At 70.9% G+C, this 18,568-nt stretch carries 12 protein-coding genes; 6 read left to right on the forward strand and 6 right to left on the reverse strand.

Annotated elements, in window-relative coordinates; translation table 11 throughout:
- Positions 1 to 315 precede the first annotated feature (315 nt).
- Positions 316 to 1,209, forward strand: coding sequence for a LysR family transcriptional regulator (locus ACH4YL_RS00615; protein WP_398503362.1), 894 nt, complete (start codon positions 316 to 318; stop codon positions 1,207 to 1,209).
- 162 nt (positions 1,210 to 1,371) lie between these two features.
- Positions 1,372 to 2,634 carry a Tm-1-like ATP-binding domain-containing protein gene (locus ACH4YL_RS00620; RefSeq protein WP_398503364.1) on the forward strand — a complete coding sequence of 421 codons (1,263 nt, stop codon included), beginning with the start codon at positions 1,372 to 1,374 and terminating at the stop codon, positions 2,632 to 2,634.
- Here ACH4YL_RS00620 and ACH4YL_RS00625 read toward each other — a convergent pair.
- Entirely contained in the window at positions 2,614 to 4,497 is a 1,884-nt protein-coding gene (locus ACH4YL_RS00625) for an amidohydrolase (RefSeq protein WP_398503366.1), read from the reverse strand. The genes ACH4YL_RS00620 and ACH4YL_RS00625 overlap by 21 nt on opposite strands.
- Positions 4,498 to 4,632: 135 nt before the next feature.
- Between ACH4YL_RS00625 and ACH4YL_RS00630 the strand changes: the two genes are divergently transcribed.
- Positions 4,633 to 5,631 (forward strand): LacI family DNA-binding transcriptional regulator, encoded by a 999-nt coding sequence (locus ACH4YL_RS00630; protein WP_398503368.1) that lies wholly within the window; start codon positions 4,633 to 4,635, stop codon positions 5,629 to 5,631.
- Between the two features lie 363 nt (positions 5,632 to 5,994).
- Positions 5,995 to 6,915, forward strand: a complete 921-nt coding sequence (locus tag ACH4YL_RS00635) for an alpha/beta fold hydrolase (RefSeq protein ID WP_398503370.1) — start codon at positions 5,995 to 5,997, stop codon at positions 6,913 to 6,915.
- A gap of 74 nt (positions 6,916 to 6,989) precedes the next feature.
- Here ACH4YL_RS00635 and fxsT read toward each other — a convergent pair whose 3' ends face one another.
- The 5 genes from fxsT to ACH4YL_RS00660 all read right to left on the reverse strand — a co-directional run bounded on the left by fxsT (position 6,990) and on the right by ACH4YL_RS00660 (position 15,571).
- Positions 6,990 to 10,973: an FxSxx-COOH system tetratricopeptide repeat protein gene (fxsT, locus tag ACH4YL_RS00640; RefSeq protein WP_398503372.1), complete on the reverse strand. Its 3,984-nt coding sequence runs from the start codon at positions 10,971 to 10,973 to the stop codon at positions 6,990 to 6,992.
- On the reverse strand, positions 10,970 to 12,235 hold the full coding sequence (gene fsxC, locus ACH4YL_RS00645; RefSeq protein WP_398503374.1) for an FxsC protein: 1,266 nt from the start codon (positions 12,233 to 12,235) through the stop codon (positions 10,970 to 10,972). The genes fxsT and fsxC overlap by 4 nt, the downstream gene beginning before the upstream one ends.
- Before the next feature lies 1 nt (position 12,236).
- Positions 12,237 to 12,893, reverse strand: a complete 657-nt coding sequence (locus tag ACH4YL_RS00650) for a TIR-like protein FxsC (RefSeq protein ID WP_398503375.1) — start codon at positions 12,891 to 12,893, stop codon at positions 12,237 to 12,239.
- Positions 12,894 to 13,089: 196 nt separating this feature from the next.
- On the reverse strand, positions 13,090 to 15,366 hold the full coding sequence (locus ACH4YL_RS00655) for an FxsB family cyclophane-forming radical SAM/SPASM peptide maturase (protein ID WP_398503377.1): 2,277 nt from the start codon (positions 15,364 to 15,366) through the stop codon (positions 13,090 to 13,092).
- Positions 15,367 to 15,391: 25 nt separating this feature from the next.
- A complete protein-coding gene (locus tag ACH4YL_RS00660) occupies positions 15,392 to 15,571 on the reverse strand; it encodes a hypothetical protein (protein ID WP_398503378.1) in 180 nt (59 codons plus the stop codon).
- 156 nt (positions 15,572 to 15,727) lie between these two features.
- On the opposite strand from ACH4YL_RS00660, the gene ACH4YL_RS00665 reads away from it, so the two are divergent.
- Together ACH4YL_RS00665 and ACH4YL_RS00670 are read left to right on the forward strand one after the other, a co-directional pair.
- Complete coding sequence (locus ACH4YL_RS00665) at positions 15,728 to 16,975, forward strand: glycosyltransferase (protein ID WP_398503380.1); 1,248 nt, start codon at positions 15,728 to 15,730, stop codon at positions 16,973 to 16,975.
- 172 nt (positions 16,976 to 17,147) lie between these two features.
- Positions 17,148 to 18,530, forward strand: a complete 1,383-nt coding sequence (locus tag ACH4YL_RS00670) for an MFS transporter (RefSeq protein ID WP_398503382.1) — start codon at positions 17,148 to 17,150, stop codon at positions 18,528 to 18,530.
- Positions 18,531 to 18,568: the final 38 nt, after the last annotated feature.

Here is an 18,568-nt window from a genome sequence, read left to right on the forward strand (position 1 = left end):
AGCGAGCGTGGCGCAACTGCCTCATCTCCGCGGAACGCCGGCGGCACGGCACCGCGGATACGCAGGCATGACAGGTCGTACCGCGACGGGTCCAGGAGGTACGGGCTCCGGCTCGTCGAGAGCGGTACCGGGCGGTAACCCGCCATGCCGCGTTGAATCCTGCGGCGGTCGGCCTTCAGAGTCAACGCTCAGCCGCGAGCCATGCCACAGAGGTATGGACGGCCGCCTTGCGGAGCCTCAACTCCCGTATGCGGACGGAAATTTGTTCACCATCGCGCTCTTACACCTGCAACACCTCAGGACTACCGTCCGCACATGACCCCCACACTTCAGCAGCTGCGTTACCTCGTAGCCGTCGCGGACTGCCGGTCCATCACGGCCGCGGCGTACTCGGTCTACATCGCCCAGCCCGCTCTCTCCCGGTCCATCCAGGCACTGGAACGCGACTTAGGGGTGGAGCTCCTGGACCGTAGGAGCCGGGGCGCGACGCTCACCGCGGAAGGCGCTCGTGTCGTGCGGCTGGCCCGCACCGTCCTCGACGCCGTGGAGGCGATCGAGGACATCCGTCCGGCGCACGCGGGCAGCTCGCGCGCCTCGCTGACCGTCGCCGCGACCCCGACCCTCTCGCTGGATCTCGCCGCCGACCTGGTGCCATCCTTCGCCGAGCGCCATCCGGCCATCGATGTGCGCCTGCTCCAGCACGAGAGCCAGGAGGCACTCGTACGGGCGCTGACCGACGGCGCGGCGGAGCTGGCGCTGGTCGATCTGCCGGTCGACAAGGAACTGTCCACGCACCACCTCCAGGACCGCGAGTTCGTGCTGATCTCGCCGCCCGGCTCCGGACTGCCCGATCCGGTCCCGTTCCGGATGCTCGGCGGTCTGCGGATGGTGCTGCCGACGCCCGGCACCGGGCGGCGCACGGAACTCGAGGCGATGTTCGGCCGACTCGGCGTACGGCCAGTCGCCGCGGTGGAGTCGGACGAGCGGCCGGCGTGGGTGAGCAGCGTCGCGGACGGACGCGGCTCGCTGATCTGGTACCGCGACATGGTCCTGCGAGCCTTCGGCCGTGGCGTCGAAGTCCGCTCCTTCACCCCTCCGCTGCTGCGCGCCGTCGGCATCGTGCACCAGCGCCGCCCGCTCAGCCGGTCCGCCCGCGCGTTCCTCGCGCACGCCCGGCACAACGCACCGGTACGGGAGCCCGCCGGGTAGGGCGAGGGGCCCTCATGCCTCCCGGGCATCGGTCGCCGCCGGACCATCTCCAGTCCCGCTCTCCCCTCCGTCAACCGGCGCTGACCAGGCAGTTGGCCATGTCGTGCAGTGTCGGGATCTGCTCCTTGCCGCGGCTGCGGAACGCCATGAGGATGGAATGTCATGGCGACGGTTGCACTGGTGGGCACGCTGGACACCAAAGGCGTGGAGTACGGCCGGCTGCGGGACCATCTGCACCGGCACGGCATCGAGACCATCCTCATCGACACCGGAGCGCTCGGAGAGCCGCGAGTGCGTCCGGACATATCCCACGCCGAAGTGGCCAGCGCGGCGGGCGTCGACCTGGCCCGGCTCCAGGAGCAGGAGCGCGGCGCGGCGGTGTCGGCCATGGCGCGCGGCGCGACGGCCGTCGTCCTGGATCTGTTCGCCGACGGCCGGCTGCACGGAGTGCTGGCGCTCGGCGGCAGCGGCGGTACGTCGATGGCGACGCAGGTGATGCGTGCGCTGCCGATCGGCGTGCCCAAGCTGATGGTCTCCTCGATGGCTTCGGGCAATGTGGCGCACTACGTCGGCGCCAGCGACATCACCTTGATGTACAGCGTCGTCGACATCGCGGGCATCAACCGGATCTCGGCGCCCCTGCTCGCCAACGCCGCGGACGCCATGGCGGGCATGGCCGAGGGCTATGCCCGCGGTCCGCGTGCGGTCCGCGCAGCGGATCTGCTCGCCGAAGGCAGGCCGCTGGTGGCGGCGTCGATGGCGGGCGTGACCACGGCGGGCGTCGACGCGGCACGCGAGCGGCTGACCGAACTCGGCTACGAGGTGCTGGTGTTCCACGCCAGCGGATCCGGCGGGCGGTCGCTGGAAGCGCTGGCGGGACAGGGCCTGTTCGCCGGCGTGCTGGACCTCACGCTCAGCGAACTCGCCGACGATCTGGTCGGCGGCATCCTCACCGCCGGACCCGACCGTCTTCAGGCCGCGGGACTTCGCGGCGTGCCTCAGGTGGTGAGCCTGGGAGCGCTGGACATGGTCAAGTTCGGGCCGCTCGACAGCCTGCCGGCCGAGTTCCACGACCGTCACGTCCGGGTCCACAACCCCTCCATCACCGTCATCCGCACGACGGCGCAGGAGTGCGCCGAACTGGGCCGCCGGGTCGCCGCGAAGCTGCGCACGGCGACCGGTCCGACGGCCGTCTTCGCGCCGTTGCGCGGACTGTCGACGCTCGGGGACCCCGGCGGGCCGTACCACGACCCGCACGCCGACGCCGCGCTGGTCGCCGCGCTCTCCGCCGGACTCAACAACACAAACGTCGAATTCCGGACCTTCGACACCCACTTCAACGACCCGGAGTTCGGACAGGCGGCCGCGGACCGGCTGCACGAGATGATCGTCGGTCAGTCCGGATCAAACGCCGCCACGGCCTGAGCCGGCCGTACAGCCGCAGGCGTCGTGCCGGCCGCCGTGCACCCGGGCGAGTGCGGCCGGCCGGGCCGACCTGTTCTCGGCGGCCGGTGACTGTGCTTCATGCACCGGCTGTCCGTTGACGAGCGTCAGCCGCACACCGGTGGCGCTGAGCTCCTTGACCGGCACCCGGGTGACATCGCGGTCGAGGACGACCAGGTCGGCGGCCTTGCCGGGGGTGAGAGTGCCGATGTGCCGTTCCATGCGCAGCTGGTACGCGGAGCCCGCGGTGTGCATCCGCAGTGCGGTCGACCGGTCGAGCCCCTCCACCTCCGGGTGGAGAGCGCCTTGTTCGGCCACCTCGCCCTCCCGGTCGATCGCCGTGCGGATCTGGTTCCAGGGGCTGAGCGGATCCACCGGCCAGTCCGAACCGCCCGCCAGCACCGCTTTGTGCCGCCGCAAACTGCGCGCCGGATAGAGCAGCCGGTGGCGGTCCTCGCCGATGTACGGCAGCAGCGCCTCCATCGTCCAGACATCGCGCATCGCCCACTGCAACTGCATACAGGCCACCACGCCCAGGCGCGCGAAGCGCCCGAAGTCGTCCGGGTGGACCAGCTGGAGATGTGCAACGGTGTGCCGGTTGCCGCGTCGGCCGTTGGCGCGCCGCGCCGCCTCGTAGCCGTCGAGTGCGGTACGCACCGCACGGTCGCCGATGGCATGCCCGTGCAGTTGCCAGCCCGCGCGGTCCAGGGCGGTGGCGAGCCGGCCGTATTCGGCGGCGGTGACATACAGGTCGCCGCGGTTGTCGGTCGGCCTGCCGTGTCCGTCGAGATAGGGCGTGAGCAGTGCGGCGGTCTGCGCCGGATGCTCGATCACGCCGTCCAGGAAGACCTTGACCGTTCCGAAGTGCAGTCCTGCCACCTCGCCGTACTGCTTGCGCAGTCCGCGTACGTACGTGAGCGCAGCGGCCGGGTCCTTGGTGTGTTCTGCGTCGAGCCGCAGGGCGGGCACGATCCGCTGGAGCAGCCGCCCGGTGCGGGCGAGACCCGCATAGGTGTCGAGATCGCCGGCGCCCGCGGCGGCGTCCATGAACGTGGTGATGCCCATCGCCGCCGCCCGGGACAGGGCCTTGGCGCAGGCGTCGAGCAGTGTGGCCTCGTCGGGCCCGGGGATCAGCCGGGTCACCAGGTCCTGGGCGGTGTCCTTGAGCAGTCCGCTCGGCGAACCGTCGGCGCCGTGCACGATCTCGCCGCCCGCGGGGTCGTCAGTCGCCGCGGTGATGGCGGCGAGGTCGAGCGCGCGCCGGTTGACCCAGGTGTTGTGCGCGTCGCTGCCGAGCAGGGCGATCGGGCGGCGGGTGGGCAGAGCGTCCAGGATGCGGTGGTGGGTCTCGGTGCCCGTGGGCAGACCGACCGGGTTCCAGTCCTCGACCACGAGCCAGCCGTCGGGCTCCTGACCCGCGCTTTCGGTGAGGAACCCGCGCAGCTTCTCCTGGAGCTGCTCGACGGTGAACGACTCGTTGGCGAGCGAGGGGTTGAGTGAGCGGGCGCCCGCGCCGAGGGGGTGGGCGTGGGCGTCGACGATGCCGCTCATCACCGTGGCGCGCCGGGCGTCGACGACCTCGGTGTCCCGGCCCGCCAGCCGCCGCACGACGGCCGAGGGGCCGACGGCCAGCACTCTGCCGTCGCGCCCGACGGCGATCGCGTCGTGCACCGGTGCGTGGCGCTCACCGGTCAGGAGGCGTGCGTTGTGGACGACCAGCGCGGCCGAACGCCGCCGGGAGGCGGTCGCGGGGACGGCGGTCGCGGACGCCGCCGGTGTCAGGGCCGCGGCGGCTCCTGCGCCAGCGGCCGCCAGCAGTCGACGGCGGGACAGGTCAGGGCTCACGGCTGCTCCCAGAACTCGGCGGGACTCGGTTGCGCCGCACCCTCCGTGATTAATTCCATAATCACCAGCACCCTCGGACTACCGAAATGCGTTGTCCACTCCCGCTTCTGCAACGGATTCCGTAGGCTGTGCCACGTGACCCGAGTGACCATCGCCGATGTCGCCCGAGCCGCCGAGGTGTCCACGGCAACGGTCTCCAACGCCCTCAACGGCACCGGCCGGCTCGCCGATTCGACCCGCGCCCGCGTCCGTACGGTCGCCACCGCACTCGGCTACGGCTCCACCGGTGCCGCGCCGCGCACCCTCGGACTGGCCGTCACCACCTACGGTGAGCGGCCCTGGAACTTCGCCGACGTCCCGTACTTCGCCCGGGCCATCAGCGCCGCCACCGCAGCCGCCCACGAACGTGGCTACGCGCTCATCGCGCTGCCCGCCACACCCGACGAAACGGTCTGGCGGTCGATCGCGGTCGCCGGAGTGCTGGTCCTGGACAGCCCGGCCGACGATCCCGTGGTCCGCGTGCTGCGCGCCCGCGGCATTCCGCTGGCCTTCGACGGCCGCCCCGCCGGAGTGCACCCGCACGAGGCATGGGTCGACAACGATCACCGCGCCACCACGCACCAGGTCCTCGACCATCTCGCCGACCGAGGCGCACGCCGGATCGCCCTGATGGCCGGTCCCGGCGAGGAGCACTACACCCGCAGCTGTCTGGCGGCCTATCGCCGGTGGTGCGTTGAACACGACACCGAACCGCGCACGATCGCGCTGACCCCCGAGGACGACGAGGGCCGCGACCTCGACCCGCTGCTCCGCGGGCCGGGGCGCCCGGACGCGGTCTACGGCATCTACGACCCCTGCGGCCGCCGGGTACTCGCATCGGCCGCGCGCTGCGGACTCCGTGTGCCCGACGATCTGCTGGTGGTGTGCGCCAGCGAGGACCCGGCCTATGCGACCACCGACCCGCCGCTGTCCACCGTGTCACTGGCCCCGCAGGAGACGGTTGCGCTCGCGGTCGCCGCGCTCGTCGAGATCGTCGAACACCCGGACCGCGAGCCGGAGCCGGCGATCGTGCCCGCGCACCTCCAGATCCGGGCGTCCACCGGCCCCGGCGGCTCACGAGCCCGGGGCGCTTGAGCCGGGCCACCGGAGCAAGGCTGACCGGACGGCGCGTCGCGTACGGAGTAGAACTCCCCCTTGTGGCCGAATCTCTGACGCTTGGTCAGAGCACGGAGGAGACAGGTCCGGCCCGCCGTCGTCGTCGGCGGCCCAGGGAACCGCAGGGGCACAGAAGGCGTCAACCACGGAAATGCAGGCTCACCCCCGCAATCCCGGAACGCCTGGGGGGTTCGCCGCGCGCTGTCCAGGCCCGTCGGCTACCTTCGTAACCGCCGACGCTGGCAACTCGGCTGATTAGAGCGCTGCCAACGGCACCAAAGTCCACGATCCTGGACTCTGGTGCCGTTCCGGGCTTAAGCCGCTGGCAACGGGAGGCAACGGGTGTTCGGTTTGGTGAAAGCGCCCGACCGCGACGGGAAGCTGGCGTACGAGGAATGGGGCGACCCCAAGGGGTACCCGGTCTTCCTCCTGCACGGCACGCCCGGCAGCCGGCTGGGCCCCAAGCCGCGCACCTTCGACCTCCACAAACTCGGCATCCGGCTCATCGCCTACGACCGCCCGGGATACGGGGAATCCGGCCGCTACGTGGGCCGTGATGTCGCGCATGCGGCGCAGGACGTCATCGCCATCGCCGACCACCTGAGACTCGGCCGCTACTCGGTCGTCGGCCGCTCCGGCGGCGGACCACATGCTCTGGCGTGCGCCGCGCTGAGCCCCGACCGGGTGGCGAGCGCCGCCGCGGTGGTCACCGTCGCTCCGCCGGACGCCGAAGGCCTCGACTGGCTGGCCGGCATGGCCGACTCCAATGTGATGACGTACGAAATGATGGAGAACTCGCCCGGTCTCACCCAGGTGGGCGCACTGCTCGCCCGCAATGCGGACGCCATCCGGAGAAACCCGTCCTCGCTCCTCAGCTCGCTCAGCCAGGAGATGCCCGATGTGGACCGGCTGGTCGTCGAGGACGCCGGCATCCGGGACCTGCTGATGCTCAACTACCTCTCCGCGGTGGGCGAGTTCACCGGTGCGAGAACCGAGCTGGAGGATCCGCCGGAGCCGACGGGCTGGCTGGACGACCTGGTGTCCTTCCGCAAGCCATGGGGCTTCTATCCGGAGAAGATCGAAGAGGTGCCCGTCCTGCTCTGGCATGGAGAGCAGGACGTTTTCTCGCCCGTGAGCCACTTCCGCTGGCTTGCGGAACGCATTCCGCACGCGTGCGCGGTGCTGCAACCATCGGCAGCGCATTTCGCCGCACTGCCGGCGCTGCCGCCGATCCTGGCCTGGGTCCGCGACAACGCCGCCTGAGCACGAGTCCTTCGAGCATCGCACCGAGCCCGCCCCGGCCCCGCCCTGGAGCAGCGCCGCCTGTCAGATCGGATTCAGATCGGATGCGGCTCGAGTTCCAGGCCGGTCCGCCGCCAGGAGTGCAGGGCCACGGTCTTCGGGTGGTCGGCGCCGAGCAGGTTGGCCATCTCCATCAGCACCTCGTCGCGCATGGTCTCGCCCGCGCTCTCGTCACCCAGTTCCCGCAGCAGCACGGCGAGGTTCCCGGCGCACACCAGTGTCGACGGATGCCTCGATCGCAGCACTTCCCGGAGCTGGTCGAAGACCGACTCGTACGTCCTGCGGGCCTCCTTGTGCCGACCGCACTCCGCCTGCGCGTTGGCCAGATTGACCCGGGAGACCAGCACATGCGGATGGCTCTCGCCGAGGATCTCGGTGAACGCCGCCACCACCTGCTCGGAGATGGTCGCGGCTTCGGCGGCCTCTCCGGCGGCCATCAGATGCACCGCATAGTTCGCCGAGCACGCGACGGTGGACGGATGGTCGTCGCCCAGCCCGCGCTGCAGGCCGTCGAGGACTCGGCGCACCAACTCCAGACCGTCGTCCTTGCGGTCGAGCGCCATCAGATCGCTGGCCAGGTTCATTTCGATCAGCAGCCGTTCCGGCGAGTCGCCGGCTTCGCCTTCCGGCATGTGTTTCAGCACATGCCGCGTGAACTGCTCCGCCTCGCCGGGACGGCCCGCGCCGCGCAGCGAACCGGCAAGCCCCTTCACCGTGTTGAGCACCGTCGGCGCGCCTTCGGTGAGTTCGACATTGCGCAGACAGCGTTCGTGAGCGCGCTTCAGCAGGCTGACGGAGGCGGCGTAGTCGCCGCAGTCGCGCAGATCGCGTCCCAGATTGACCGCCGATTCGATGGTCAACGGATGGTCGGGCAGCAGGATTTCCTCGCGGGTCTCGAACGTCTTGCGGTCGAGATCGCAGGCCGCGTAGTAGTCCCCGGAGGCGCGCAGCGAGACCGCGAGGTTGTTGGCGGCGGTCAGGGTGCGCGGATGGTCGTCGCCGTAGAAGTCGCTGTATCGCTGGTGTGTCTCGCGGTCGTGCTCCAGCGCTTCGGAGAACCGGCCGAGTCCGCGCAGATCGGCGGCGATGCTACTGGTGGTCATCAGGACGTGCTGGTCGTCCTTGTCGTCGAACAGTGCGATCTGCCGATCGCGCACCGACTCGTCCAGGGCCAGGGATTCCTCGTACTTGCCCTGTGCGCGCAGGATGTTGCCGATCTGGAAGCGCATGTGCAGCGTCCAGCGTTCGTCGGGTTCACCGCCCGCGCACCAGCCGTTGACACATCGCTCGCTGAATTCCAGGGCCTGGGCGAACTCGCCGCGCCGCCGCAGCTGGCGGACGCGGTCCACCATCAGTTCGCGGACGCCGTCGTCGTCGGTGGTGTGCGCCCACGCGGTGCCGAGGTGCGGCCAGAGGATCCGGTACTGGTCCCATGTGTTCGGGTCCTCCGGGTCGTCCTTGCCGGGCCGCGCCGCGACGAGCGCACGGTAGACGACCTCACGCGCGTCCTGCTGTTCCTGCTCGGTCATGCTGCGCCGCATGGAGAGCTGGACGAGCCGGTGCACCTGGACGCTTCTGGCCTTGCGGTCGACGCGGACGAGGGCGAAGCGGCTCAGTTCCTGGTAGGCCCGGGCCACGGTGCGGCCACCGCCGAGGGCTCGCGCGATCTCGATGCCCTCCAGCAGGTCCATGGAGATGGGTTCGGGGCTGAAGAACGAGCACAGTTGGAGGAGGCGTACCGCCGGCGGATAGCTCTCGCGCAGCCGCCCGATCGCGAAGTCCCAGGTGCCGCCCGTGGTGTTGGTGAGGACGGCGAGATCACCGTCGCCGCGTTCCTCGCCGCCCGCCGCCGACCGCTGGAGCAGCTTGATGTACTCGCGGGCGCTCAGGCCGGTCTGCTTGATACCGGCCGCCGCCTGTTCGACCGCGATCGGCAGGTCGCCCAGCGCGTCGGCGACCAGGTTGGCTTCCTCCGGGCCGAAGTCCGGGAGCCGGCGGCGCAGATGGCTGACGCTCTCGGGCCGGCTGAAGACGCCGACCTCGATGGTCTCCGCGTATCTGCTCCAGCCCTCGGAGCGCTGGCTGGTGACGAGGACATGTCCCGAGCCACCGCCGGCGAGGAAGTCGGTGAGGCCGCCCGCACCGTCGGCGTTGTCCAGGATCAGCAGCCAGCGGTGGTAGGGCTCGCCGCTGTCGAGCGCTTCCCGTACCGCCCTGGCGGCGTCGGTCGGGTTCGTCCGCTCGGACAGTCCGAGCGGACGGGCCATCCCCGCGTACTGCTCGACCGCGAGGCGCTGCTGCTCGGCCTGGATGTGCCAGACGACGTCGTAGTCGCCCTTGTAGCGGTGTGCGAACTCCTGGGCCAGCAGCGTCTTTCCGACCCCTCCCATGCCCCTGAGCAGGATGGTCTGACTGCGTGTCCGCAGGCCCTCGCGGATGGTCTCCAGCAGCTCGGTGCGGCCGGTGAACGACGTGGTGCGCAGCGGGACCGACCAGACGGGCGGCTCCGCTCCCGGATAGCGCGGAGCCAGCCGGTCCGCGCCGGTGAAGTGGGCGCGCGAACGCATTTCGGGCGCGGTGTCGAAGGCACGCAGCAGCGACTCGCGTGCGGTGTCCTCGGTGTCGCAGCGCGTCAGGTCGACCAGCCGCTCGGTGAACGGCGCGCTCAGGGACACGTCCTCCACCCGCACCGGCACCAAGTGGCGGCGGTTGGCCAGCCGGTCCGGTGAGAACAGCGCCTCCCAGGTCGTCCTGAAGCGGGAGGAGCGCAGATACGCGCCGGACAGCACGGCGAGCGTGTGGGAGGTGGACTCGACGCCCCGCTCGGTCTCGGTCTTGAGCCGTGCGCCTTCGTCGGTGCCTTCCTGCGCCAGATGGACCCGGAATTCGGCGGCTTCGAGCGCGGCCCGGATCCAGTCGGCCCAGGTGCGGTCCTGCGGGACGTAGCTGATGTACACATCGGAGACGTCGAGCGGACGGCGGCGGGTGTACAGGTCGAGGTACTGCTGGCGCAGGCCCTCCTCCATACGCGGCATCGCGGTCACCTCGCCGTCGGAGACGACGGCGGTGAGCCGCTCGTACGCGGCGAGCAGCGACGAGGGGTTGGCCGGGGTGTCGCGGAAGGGCGCGAGTAATTCCTCGTAGGAGTACGCGGGCCGGTACGGGATCTCCACCTTGCCCCAGTAGTCGTGCGGTGGGATGCCGGTGTGCCGGCCCAGCAGCCTGCCGAACCGCAGCCGGATCTGGGCGCGGGCGGCATCCAGCCGGTCGGCCTGGCCGTTGGTGTCCTCGACCCGCATGGGGACGGGCAGGATGCGGATGTTCCGGTTGCCGTACATCGCCTCGATGCGCTCGGCGACCGCGGCCGCGCCGTCGATGCTCTGGCTGCTCGGGGTGAAGCAGGTGACGAGCGTATGGGGCAGGTTCACGGTGCAGATGTCGGAGATGTCGCTGAGGCCGGTCCGGCTGTCGATCAGGACGTAGTCGTAGTTCTGGACGAATCCGCGCTTGAGCGACTCGATGAATTCGGTGGCGAGCGGGCCGTCCATGAACGGCTTCCAGTCGAACTGCGAGAACGCGCTCAGATAGCCCTTGGTCTTGGTGCCGGCCGGGAGGAAGTCGAGCCGGCCGTTCTGCGGGAAGTCCCAGATGACGGGGATGACGCAGTGGTTGAAGCGGGCTCGCTCGGCGACCCAGGTGTCGTCGACGTCCGGGACCTTGTCGGTCATGCCCCAGCCGCCGAGGTACTGGCCCTCGCCCTGCCGCTGGAGCTCCAGCACCGACTGGCTGAACCGGGTGACCAGGTCGATCACGCCGGGTGTGGTGAGGAGCTTGTCCCGGTCGAGGAACGGGTGCAGAAAGCGGTCGAGGCCGGGGGCGTCGAGGTCCCAGTCGACCACCAGCACCCGTTTGCCGGCCGACGCCAGGATCCAGGCGGTGTTGGCGAGTGCCATCGTCCGGCCCGTGCCGCCCTTGTACGAGTAGAACGTGATGATTCTGCCCGCGTCCTCACCGGTCATGGCCTGGCCTCCGCGCCGCCCTCGTCGGTACCGAGTCCGTCCGCACCGACCCCCGGCAGTCTCCCCTGCGCCGTACTCCGCGGGGACGATTGCGGATGAATGTATCGCAGATATCTCATGTAGGCCGACTCCGCCAACTCGCCGAACCACAGGGCGAATGCGTCGGCCGTGACGAGCCCTCGCACGGCGTCCTGCTGCCCTATTCTTCCCTCTCGCAGATAGCGGGTGAAGGTCGATTCGAGGAGTCCGCGCAGTCTCTCGGAGTGCTCCTTGGTCTGCGGATCGTCGTCGGCCAGTGCGGTCAGCACGGCGGTCCACGGCCGGTGCGCCTCGTCGAACGCCCTGGCCTGGCCGGCCACTTTCGCGTCCTGGAGCGCCCAGGGGTCCACGATCAGGATCCATGGCGCGGCCGGTGTGTCCGCGCTCCGCAGATCGACCAGCGCCTTGTCGAACGACACCACTTCCGGATCGAAGCCGAGATTGCGGGCCAGTTCGGTGACCTGCTCGGCGACCGGCCCGCCCGCCACCGGACCGTACGGCCGCCAGTCGAGCGGCCGTGGACCGTATCGCGACGCCTCGCGGCCGATCGGCAGCCGGTCCTCGGACGGCGCGAGCACGGTGACCCGCAGCGGAGGGCTCGGCGGCGTGGCCGCGAAGGCGTCCGGAAGCCGGGCGAGAGAGGCCGCGTCGAGATGGTCCGGAGCCGAACTGCCGGGCGCGACCGCGGCGATGCGCTGTGCGATCCAGTCGATGACCTGGCGGGCCTGGCTCACTCCACGGGTCTGGCTCTCCTCCAGATCCAGCAGCTCCTGGCTCTCCTCCAGGTCGAGCAGCTGGTGCAGCCCCATGGCCGCGTAGCCTTCCTCGGCGTCGCCGGTGCCGTCGGGGACGGCAGGCGTCTCCTGCACGGCCTCCGGAACGGAGGCGGCGGGGTAGGGCGTCCAGAGCACGGGCACGATGCGGGGCGCGGGGACCGAGGCGGACCGCCGGGTGATCGCGGACCACTGGCGGCCGCAGAGCGGATCGGTGAAGTACCGCTTGGAGTAGAGCGGTACGAAGACCCGGCACTGGGACAGGGCTCGTAAGGACTCCTCCCCGGGCGTTCCCTCGTGGGCGACGAATCCGGCCGCGGACTCGGCGACTCCGGCGTGTGCGGCGACTCTGCCGCGCAGCTCCTCGTAGAAGTCGAAGACCAGCTTGTCCGGGTCGTGGCCCGAACGGCCGCCCGGGATCCGCGCGTAGCTCAGGAAGAAGAGCGGCATCTTACGATCCCTCCTCGAAGACATTCCGGAGGTCGTCGAACAGTCCTGTGTCGCACGGTTCGAGGCGCGCCTGCTGGGCGACCTTCACGATGGTCTGCGCGATCGCCCAGACGGCCCTGCGGTACTGCACTGCGTAGCCCGCCTCACGCAGTCCGTAGAGACCCATCTTGAGGTATTGCTGTCCGAGGTCCGGATGTGTGTACTGGACCGCCTGGGCGACCGGCGGCAGATCCAGGTGTGAGGGGCTCAGCCACAGCACGGGGACGATCGCATTGACCGTGTACGGCCGGGTCTTGTGCTGGAGCGCCTGGCGCCGGGCGAAGGCGTCCCACTCCTTGCCGCACCATTCTCTGGAGAAGTACCTCTTGGCGTAGACGGGCACGAACACCCGGCAGGTCGCCAGGGCCCGCTTGAGGTTTCTCTCCCAGTCCGTGCCGGGGTCCATCCGCCGGTCCAGGAAGCCGGGCGGTTCCGTGCCGTCGTGGTCGGTCAGCTGCATGACATGGCGGCATAACTCCCGGTGGAAGTTGAACAGGTCCCGGTCCGGGTGGTCGCCGCTGCGCTCGTCCTCGGTCGATGGAGTACGCGCATAGCTGAGAAAGAAGTAGGGGTCCAGGTTCTCGGGCGCCGACGGCGCGGACGCGAACGGATGGGTCATCGCGTCGCCTCCCCCGTCGTCGCCCGCCGTCTGCCCGGTCGCGAGTTGCCTCGGTACCGGGAATGGTCCTCAGGAATCCATTGGAGCCTGAAACCAACTGCCGGTGCTAGAGGGCGAAGCATGCCACTGGCGGCGTGGGCCGGTCCATGGTGCCTCCCCGGCGCACCCGCCGGCGTGCGCCCGCGCGCGGAGCGGTTCACGGCCGTGCCCGGCCGAGCGCCCGGGCTGTCGTCCGCAGACCGGCCAGCAGCCGCTCGCCCACGGCGGTCGGTGCGCCCGCTGCGGACAGGGTGTCCAGGGCGGACCGGACCGCATCGAGCCAGTAGTCGGCGAGCCGGACGGCTTCGTCCCGGTCGGCTTCGCGCAGCGCCTGTTCGGCACGGGTCGCCCAGACATCGGCGACCGCCAAATGTGCGTACGTGCCCTGAAGCACGGCGTCGAGCGGACGCGGGTCGGGACGCCAGGCGACCAGGTGCCGGCCGCCGCCCGGGCTGAGCAGGTCGTACATGTCCTGCAGCGCACCGAGTTTGACGTGCTGGAACTCGTGGATCAGCAGCAGCGCCAGCGCCTCGGCGGACGGCGGCAGCGCCATGCCGAACGCGCCGAACGCGTGCCGGGACGTCTCGGCGACCACATGCCCGGACGGCGCGACGAGCGGGGTCACCGCGCGTAGCCCCGCGGCGAGCCCTTCGGCATAGCGCGGAAAGCCGGCGCGCACGATCCGCCAGGCGGCCTCGAACGCCGTCTGCCACTCCTGGAATTCGGCGTCGGTGAGCCGGGGCCGGGCCTCGACCTGATACGGGGCGCGGTAGGGGTCGAGGTCGTCCAGTGCCACCCTGATGCCGTCGGCCACCAGATGGCGCAGGGGCTGCCAGACGAGTCCCTCCGGCAGCGCGTCCAGCGGCCTGCCTGCGAACAAGAGCCGGCCCGACTCGACGGAGACGGTCACCTCGCCCCGCGGCTCGGACACCACCAGCCGTCCCAGGAGCGGCAGTTGCACAGTTTTGTCCCGCAGCGGCACCGTGAGGCTCAGCCGCCCTCCGCTTCGTGCGGCGGCCGACAGGGCGATCTCGGCGGGCCGTCCCGGGTCCGCGCCCTTCCCTTCGCAGACCGCCAGCGCCCACACCCGCAGATACGGATCGGCGAGCGCCGCTTCCACTGCGGCCCCGGAGAGCGCGAGGACCGCCTGCCAGCCCTCGGACGGCTCCGGATCGGCCCGGTGGGCGGCCGCGAGCAGCACCCGACGCAGGCTGTGCTGCGCCTGTTCCAACTCCTGGAGGGCCGCCGTGCCGCCGTAGCCGGCGGCCAGCTCGTCGAAGTGCGCGGGACGAAGCCCGTGGGCCGGCCGGCTGTCGTCGGCCCGTTCCACATGCCTGATCAGCTTCAACAGATCGGCGCAGTACACGGACGGGTTGTCGAAGTCGCCCGAACCCTGCGGGCCGGTACGGAAGCGGTGTCCGTAGAGGCCGCCGCCGCACACCGCGACCACCGGGCACGCCCGGCACTGCGCCGAAAGGCCGTCCAGGCCCTGCCGCTGGGCCTCGACACCGGGATGCGCGGCGGCGGCGTCGAAGCTGTCGCGCGCCACATGGAAGCCGGTCTCCGGAGCGCCGTGAGCGACGGTCTTCAGCCAGTCCGCCTGTTCGATCGCACCGTCGGTCTCCACCACCAGCAGGTCCGAACTGCCCAGGCCCAGTGCCTCGGTGAGGCTCACACCGCCGTTGGCGAGCCGGGTGATCGACTCGAACATCCGGATACGGACCGGCTTTCCGTCGGCCGTCCACTGATTGTGGACGGCGATCAGCCAGTCCGCGTAGTCCGTCCCGCCGTACGGACGCGACGGCGGCCGGTCCCAAGTGGCGTGCGGCAGCAGGAAGTCGATGCCCGGCGGGTCGAGTTCGACCAGCGCCTTGTAGACGGCGACCGGGTCGTTCTCCACGTCGACGGTGCACAGCAGCCCGCCGAAGGCCCGCTGGTAGGCGGACTCGCCGAGCTTGCGCACGGCACGCACCGCACCGTCGAAGCTGCCCGATCCGTCGGCCCTGATCCGGTGCCGGTCGTTGGAGTTGCGGTCACCGTCGAGCGAGACGCCGGTGACGATTCCCTCGTCGGCGAGCATGGCGCAGAACTCGTCGTCCAGCCGCAGCCCGTTGGTCTGCATCCGCAGGTCGAGCGTGCTCTCGCCGTCCAGCGCCGCGCGCAGTTCGCGGGCGAAGCCACGCAGCCGCTCACGCCCGGCCAGCAGCGGTTCCCCGCCGTGCAGCACCACATGGACGCGGGGCAGTCCGTGGGCGGCCGCGTGCTCGGCGATGCGTCCCGCGGTGAGCCGCAGAACCTCCTCCGACATCGTGACGGGCCGACCGCGCCAGCTCTGGTCCGCGTGCATGTAGACATAGCAGTGATCACAGGCCAGGTCGCAGCGGCTGTGGACCTTGATCACGAACTGGCGGAAGGGCCGTGTCCCCGCGGGCACTTGAGCGTTCCTCCAGACCCGCGTTCTAGGTTGACAGCTGGGTGGATCCTGAGGACTGGAAAGCGGACATCGTCTCACCGCGCGCCGAACCCACCCGTGCCAGTACGGCGATCTGAGCCTCCTCGGAAACCCGGCCCAGGGGGGTTCCGCTGTGGTCCGGGAGCACTCCAGGGATGGTCGCGGGCTGCAGCTCGTCGCTGTCCATGGGGTCTCCTCGACTGTACGGCTCCGGGCGGCATTCCTTATCGTGATGCCCCGTCAACGCGACTACAAGACGCCCACCGGCCAACTCGTACATGCATGCGGACGCGGCGGAGCGTGCCGCGCACGGCTGGCCGGGCTTCCCGGACATACTGCGATCATGCGCGTGGCAATCATGACGGCGGGTTCTCGAGGCGATGTGGCTCCCTACACGGGCCTCGGCCATGGTCTGGCGCGCGCTGGGCACGACGTCACGCTGGTCACGCATGAGCGCTTCGCGCCACTGGCCGCGGCGGCGGGCATCGGATTTCATGCGCTGCCCGTCGACCCGCGCGCCGAGCTGGAGTCCACGGCGGGCCAGGGCCTGCACCGCAGCAGCACCGGCGCCGGGAAGCTGGCCCGCATGATCTCCATGGCCCGCGCGCTGGTGGGGCAGCTGACCGATGATCTGCTGGCCGCCGCCCGGGCGAGCGACGTGCTTCTGCTGTCCGGTTCGCTGGGGCCGCTCGGCCACACCATCGCCGAGGGGCTCGAACTGCCCAGCATGGGCGTCTATCTCCAACCGATCGCCGCCACCGGCGAGTTCGCTCCGCCCGTCGGCGGCACGCGCTCCCTGGGCCGGGTGGGCAACCGGCTGGCCGGGCGAGCCGTGAACGCCGCCGTGGACCATGTCTTCGCCGCCACCGCACCCGAACTGCGGGCCCGTCTCGGTCTGCCGCGCACCGGAGCGCGCGCCGCACGCCACGCCCGCGAGCGGCAGGACTGGCCCGTCTTCCACGGTTTCAGCGAGCTGGTCCTGCAACGGCCGCGCGACTGGCGGCCCGGACTTCGGATCGCCGGATACTGGTGGCCGCACGACCCTCCGCAGCCGCAGCTGCCGCCGCGGCTTCGGGACTTCCTGGCCGACGGCCCGTCGCCGGTCTTCGTCGGGTTCGGCAGTTCCACGGTGCCCGACACCGAGCGGGCGAGCGAGACGGTGGTGCGCGCCCTGCGCGCGGCGCGACTGCGGGGCGTCGTGCAGAGCGGCTGGAGCGGACTGCACGCCGAGGGCGAAGACATGCTCACCGTCGACGAGATCCCGCACAGCGCGGTGTTTCCCGCGATGGCCGCGGTGGTTCATCACGCGGGCGCCGGGACCACGGCCGCGGCCCTGCGCGCCGGAGTCCCGGCAGTCCCCGTACCCATTCAGTTCGACCAGGCCTTCTGGTCCGCCCGGCTGGCCGCGCTCGGCGTCTCACCGGGGCCGGTGCCGTTGCGCCGTCTCAGCACGGAAGTTCTCACCGCGGCCCTGCGCCAGGTGACGGCAGATCCCGACTACGGTCAGCGCGCCCGGGCCCTGGCGGCGCGACTGCACCAGGAGGACGGCGTGGGTCCGGTCCTCGCCGCGGTGGACCGCCTCGGCGCATAGCGCCCGCTTCGACGAGGGCGCCGCGACTTCCGCGTGCACATGCATTGACACCGTCCCGCCTCACGCGGACACTCAACGCACCCCGAGCAGTGAAATGAAGTTCACCAGGCGAACAAGCCGCTCAACTGAACGAGCCGCCCGCACCACACCCGCTCGCACCCAGGGAACAGACATGACTTCCACCGAGACACCGGGCACGCCCGCCCCGGACCCCGATCCGCCGTCGCACACCTTCCGCAGCGTCCTCCCCGTCCTCGCGCTGTGCTGGCTGGCCGTCTTCTTCGACGGCATGGACGTCAACATCTACGGCGCCGTGATGCCGCACATGCTCGACGACCCAGACCTCGGACTGACGCCGGCGACCGCGGGCACCATCGGCAGCTGGACCACCTTCGGCATGCTCATCGGCGCGCTCGTGGCCGGGAACCTCACCGACTGGCTGGGCCGCAGGTCCCTGCTCATGGTCAGCGTGACGCTCTTCTCGCTCGGCTCCGCGGTCTGCGCGATGGCCGGGTCCCCCGCACTGTTCGGAACCGGCCGCTTCATCGCCGGCCTCGGCCTCGGCGGTCTCATGCCGCTGTGTCTGGCGATGGTCATGGAGTTCGCGCCGCCCCGCCGGGCCGCGTTGACGACCGGGCTGCTGATGACCTCGTACCACTTCGGCGGCATGGCGGCCACGGGACTCGGCCTGACCGTCGCGCCGTCAGCGGGCTGGCGCTGGGTGTTCTGGGCGGGCGTGCTTCCCGCGCTGATCGCCGTACCCCTGCTGTACAAGCTGCTGCCCGAGTCCCCCGGCGTCCTCCTCGCCCGCGGCGACCGCGCACAGGCCACGGCGGTCGCCGACCGCTACGGGCTCCCGCGGCCCACCCCGGTCGAGGCCCCGGCCGCAGGCGCCAAGGGCCGCTTCGATTCGGTGCTGGCCCTCTTCAGGCCCGAGTCGCGCTGGGCCACGCCGCTGTTGTGGCTGGCCTCCTTCTGCGGACTGCTGCTCGTGTACGGCGTCTCCACCTGGCTGCCGCAGCTGATGCGGGCCTCCGGCTACGGGCTCACCTCGTCGGTCAGCTTCCTGCTCGTCATCAACGCGGGCGGCATCGTCGGCATGCTCATCGCGGGCCGTACCGCCGACCGGTTCGGGCCCGTGCGGGTCTCGGCCATCTGGTTCGTCCTCACCGCGGCCGGTGCGCTGCTGCTGAAGTCGCACCTGCCGCTCGGCATCACCTATGTCGTGGTGGCCCTCACCGGCATCTGGCTGTTCAGCGCCCAGGTGATGGTCTACGCGGCCACCAACACGGTCTACCGGGGCAGCGAACGGGCCGCGGGCCTCGGCTGGGTGACCGGCGTCGGCCGCACGGGCGCGGTGCTGGGACCTTGGCTGGGCGGCGCGCTCGCCCAGGGCGGCAACGAGAGCTGGGGCTTCACCGCGTTCGCCATCGCCGGGCTGCTCGGAGCGGTGGCCATCTCGCTGGTCCCGCTGGCGGCACGGTTCGGCAGTCGCGACGCGGCCCCGGGGGCCGTGAAGTCGGGTGCGTCGACCGTCACCGCCGCGGACGCCTGACGCGTCGCTGCGGCAATTGCGGAGGCCCCCTCACGCCC

The sequence above is a fragment of the Streptomyces sp. NPDC020681 genome (assembly GCF_044334895.1).
Lineage (GTDB): Bacteria > Actinomycetota > Actinomycetes > Streptomycetales > Streptomycetaceae > Streptomyces.

What these genes read in the sequence shown, in the direction of transcription:
- ACH4YL_RS00615 (WP_398503362.1), top strand. Translation starts at nt 316, where the DNA reads ATGACCCCCACACTTCAGCAGCTGCGTTACCTCGTAGCCGTCGCGGAC.
- ACH4YL_RS00620 (WP_398503364.1), top strand. Translation starts at nt 1,372, where the DNA reads ATGGCGACGGTTGCACTGGTGGGCACGCTGGACACCAAAGGCGTGGAG.
- fxsT (WP_398503372.1), bottom strand. Translation starts at nt 10,973, where the DNA reads ATGACCGGTGAGGACGCGGGCAGAATCATCACGTTCTACTCGTACAAG.
- fsxC (WP_398503374.1), bottom strand. Translation starts at nt 12,235, where the DNA reads ATGCCGCTCTTCTTCCTGAGCTACGCGCGGATCCCGGGCGGCCGTTCG.
- ACH4YL_RS00650 (WP_398503375.1), bottom strand. Translation starts at nt 12,893, where the DNA reads ATGACCCATCCGTTCGCGTCCGCGCCGTCGGCGCCCGAGAACCTGGAC.
- ACH4YL_RS00660 (WP_398503378.1), bottom strand. Translation starts at nt 15,571, where the DNA reads ATGGACAGCGACGAGCTGCAGCCCGCGACCATCCCTGGAGTGCTCCCG.
- ACH4YL_RS00665 (WP_398503380.1), top strand. Translation starts at nt 15,728, where the DNA reads ATGCGCGTGGCAATCATGACGGCGGGTTCTCGAGGCGATGTGGCTCCC.
- ACH4YL_RS00670 (WP_398503382.1), top strand. Translation starts at nt 17,148, where the DNA reads ATGACTTCCACCGAGACACCGGGCACGCCCGCCCCGGACCCCGATCCG.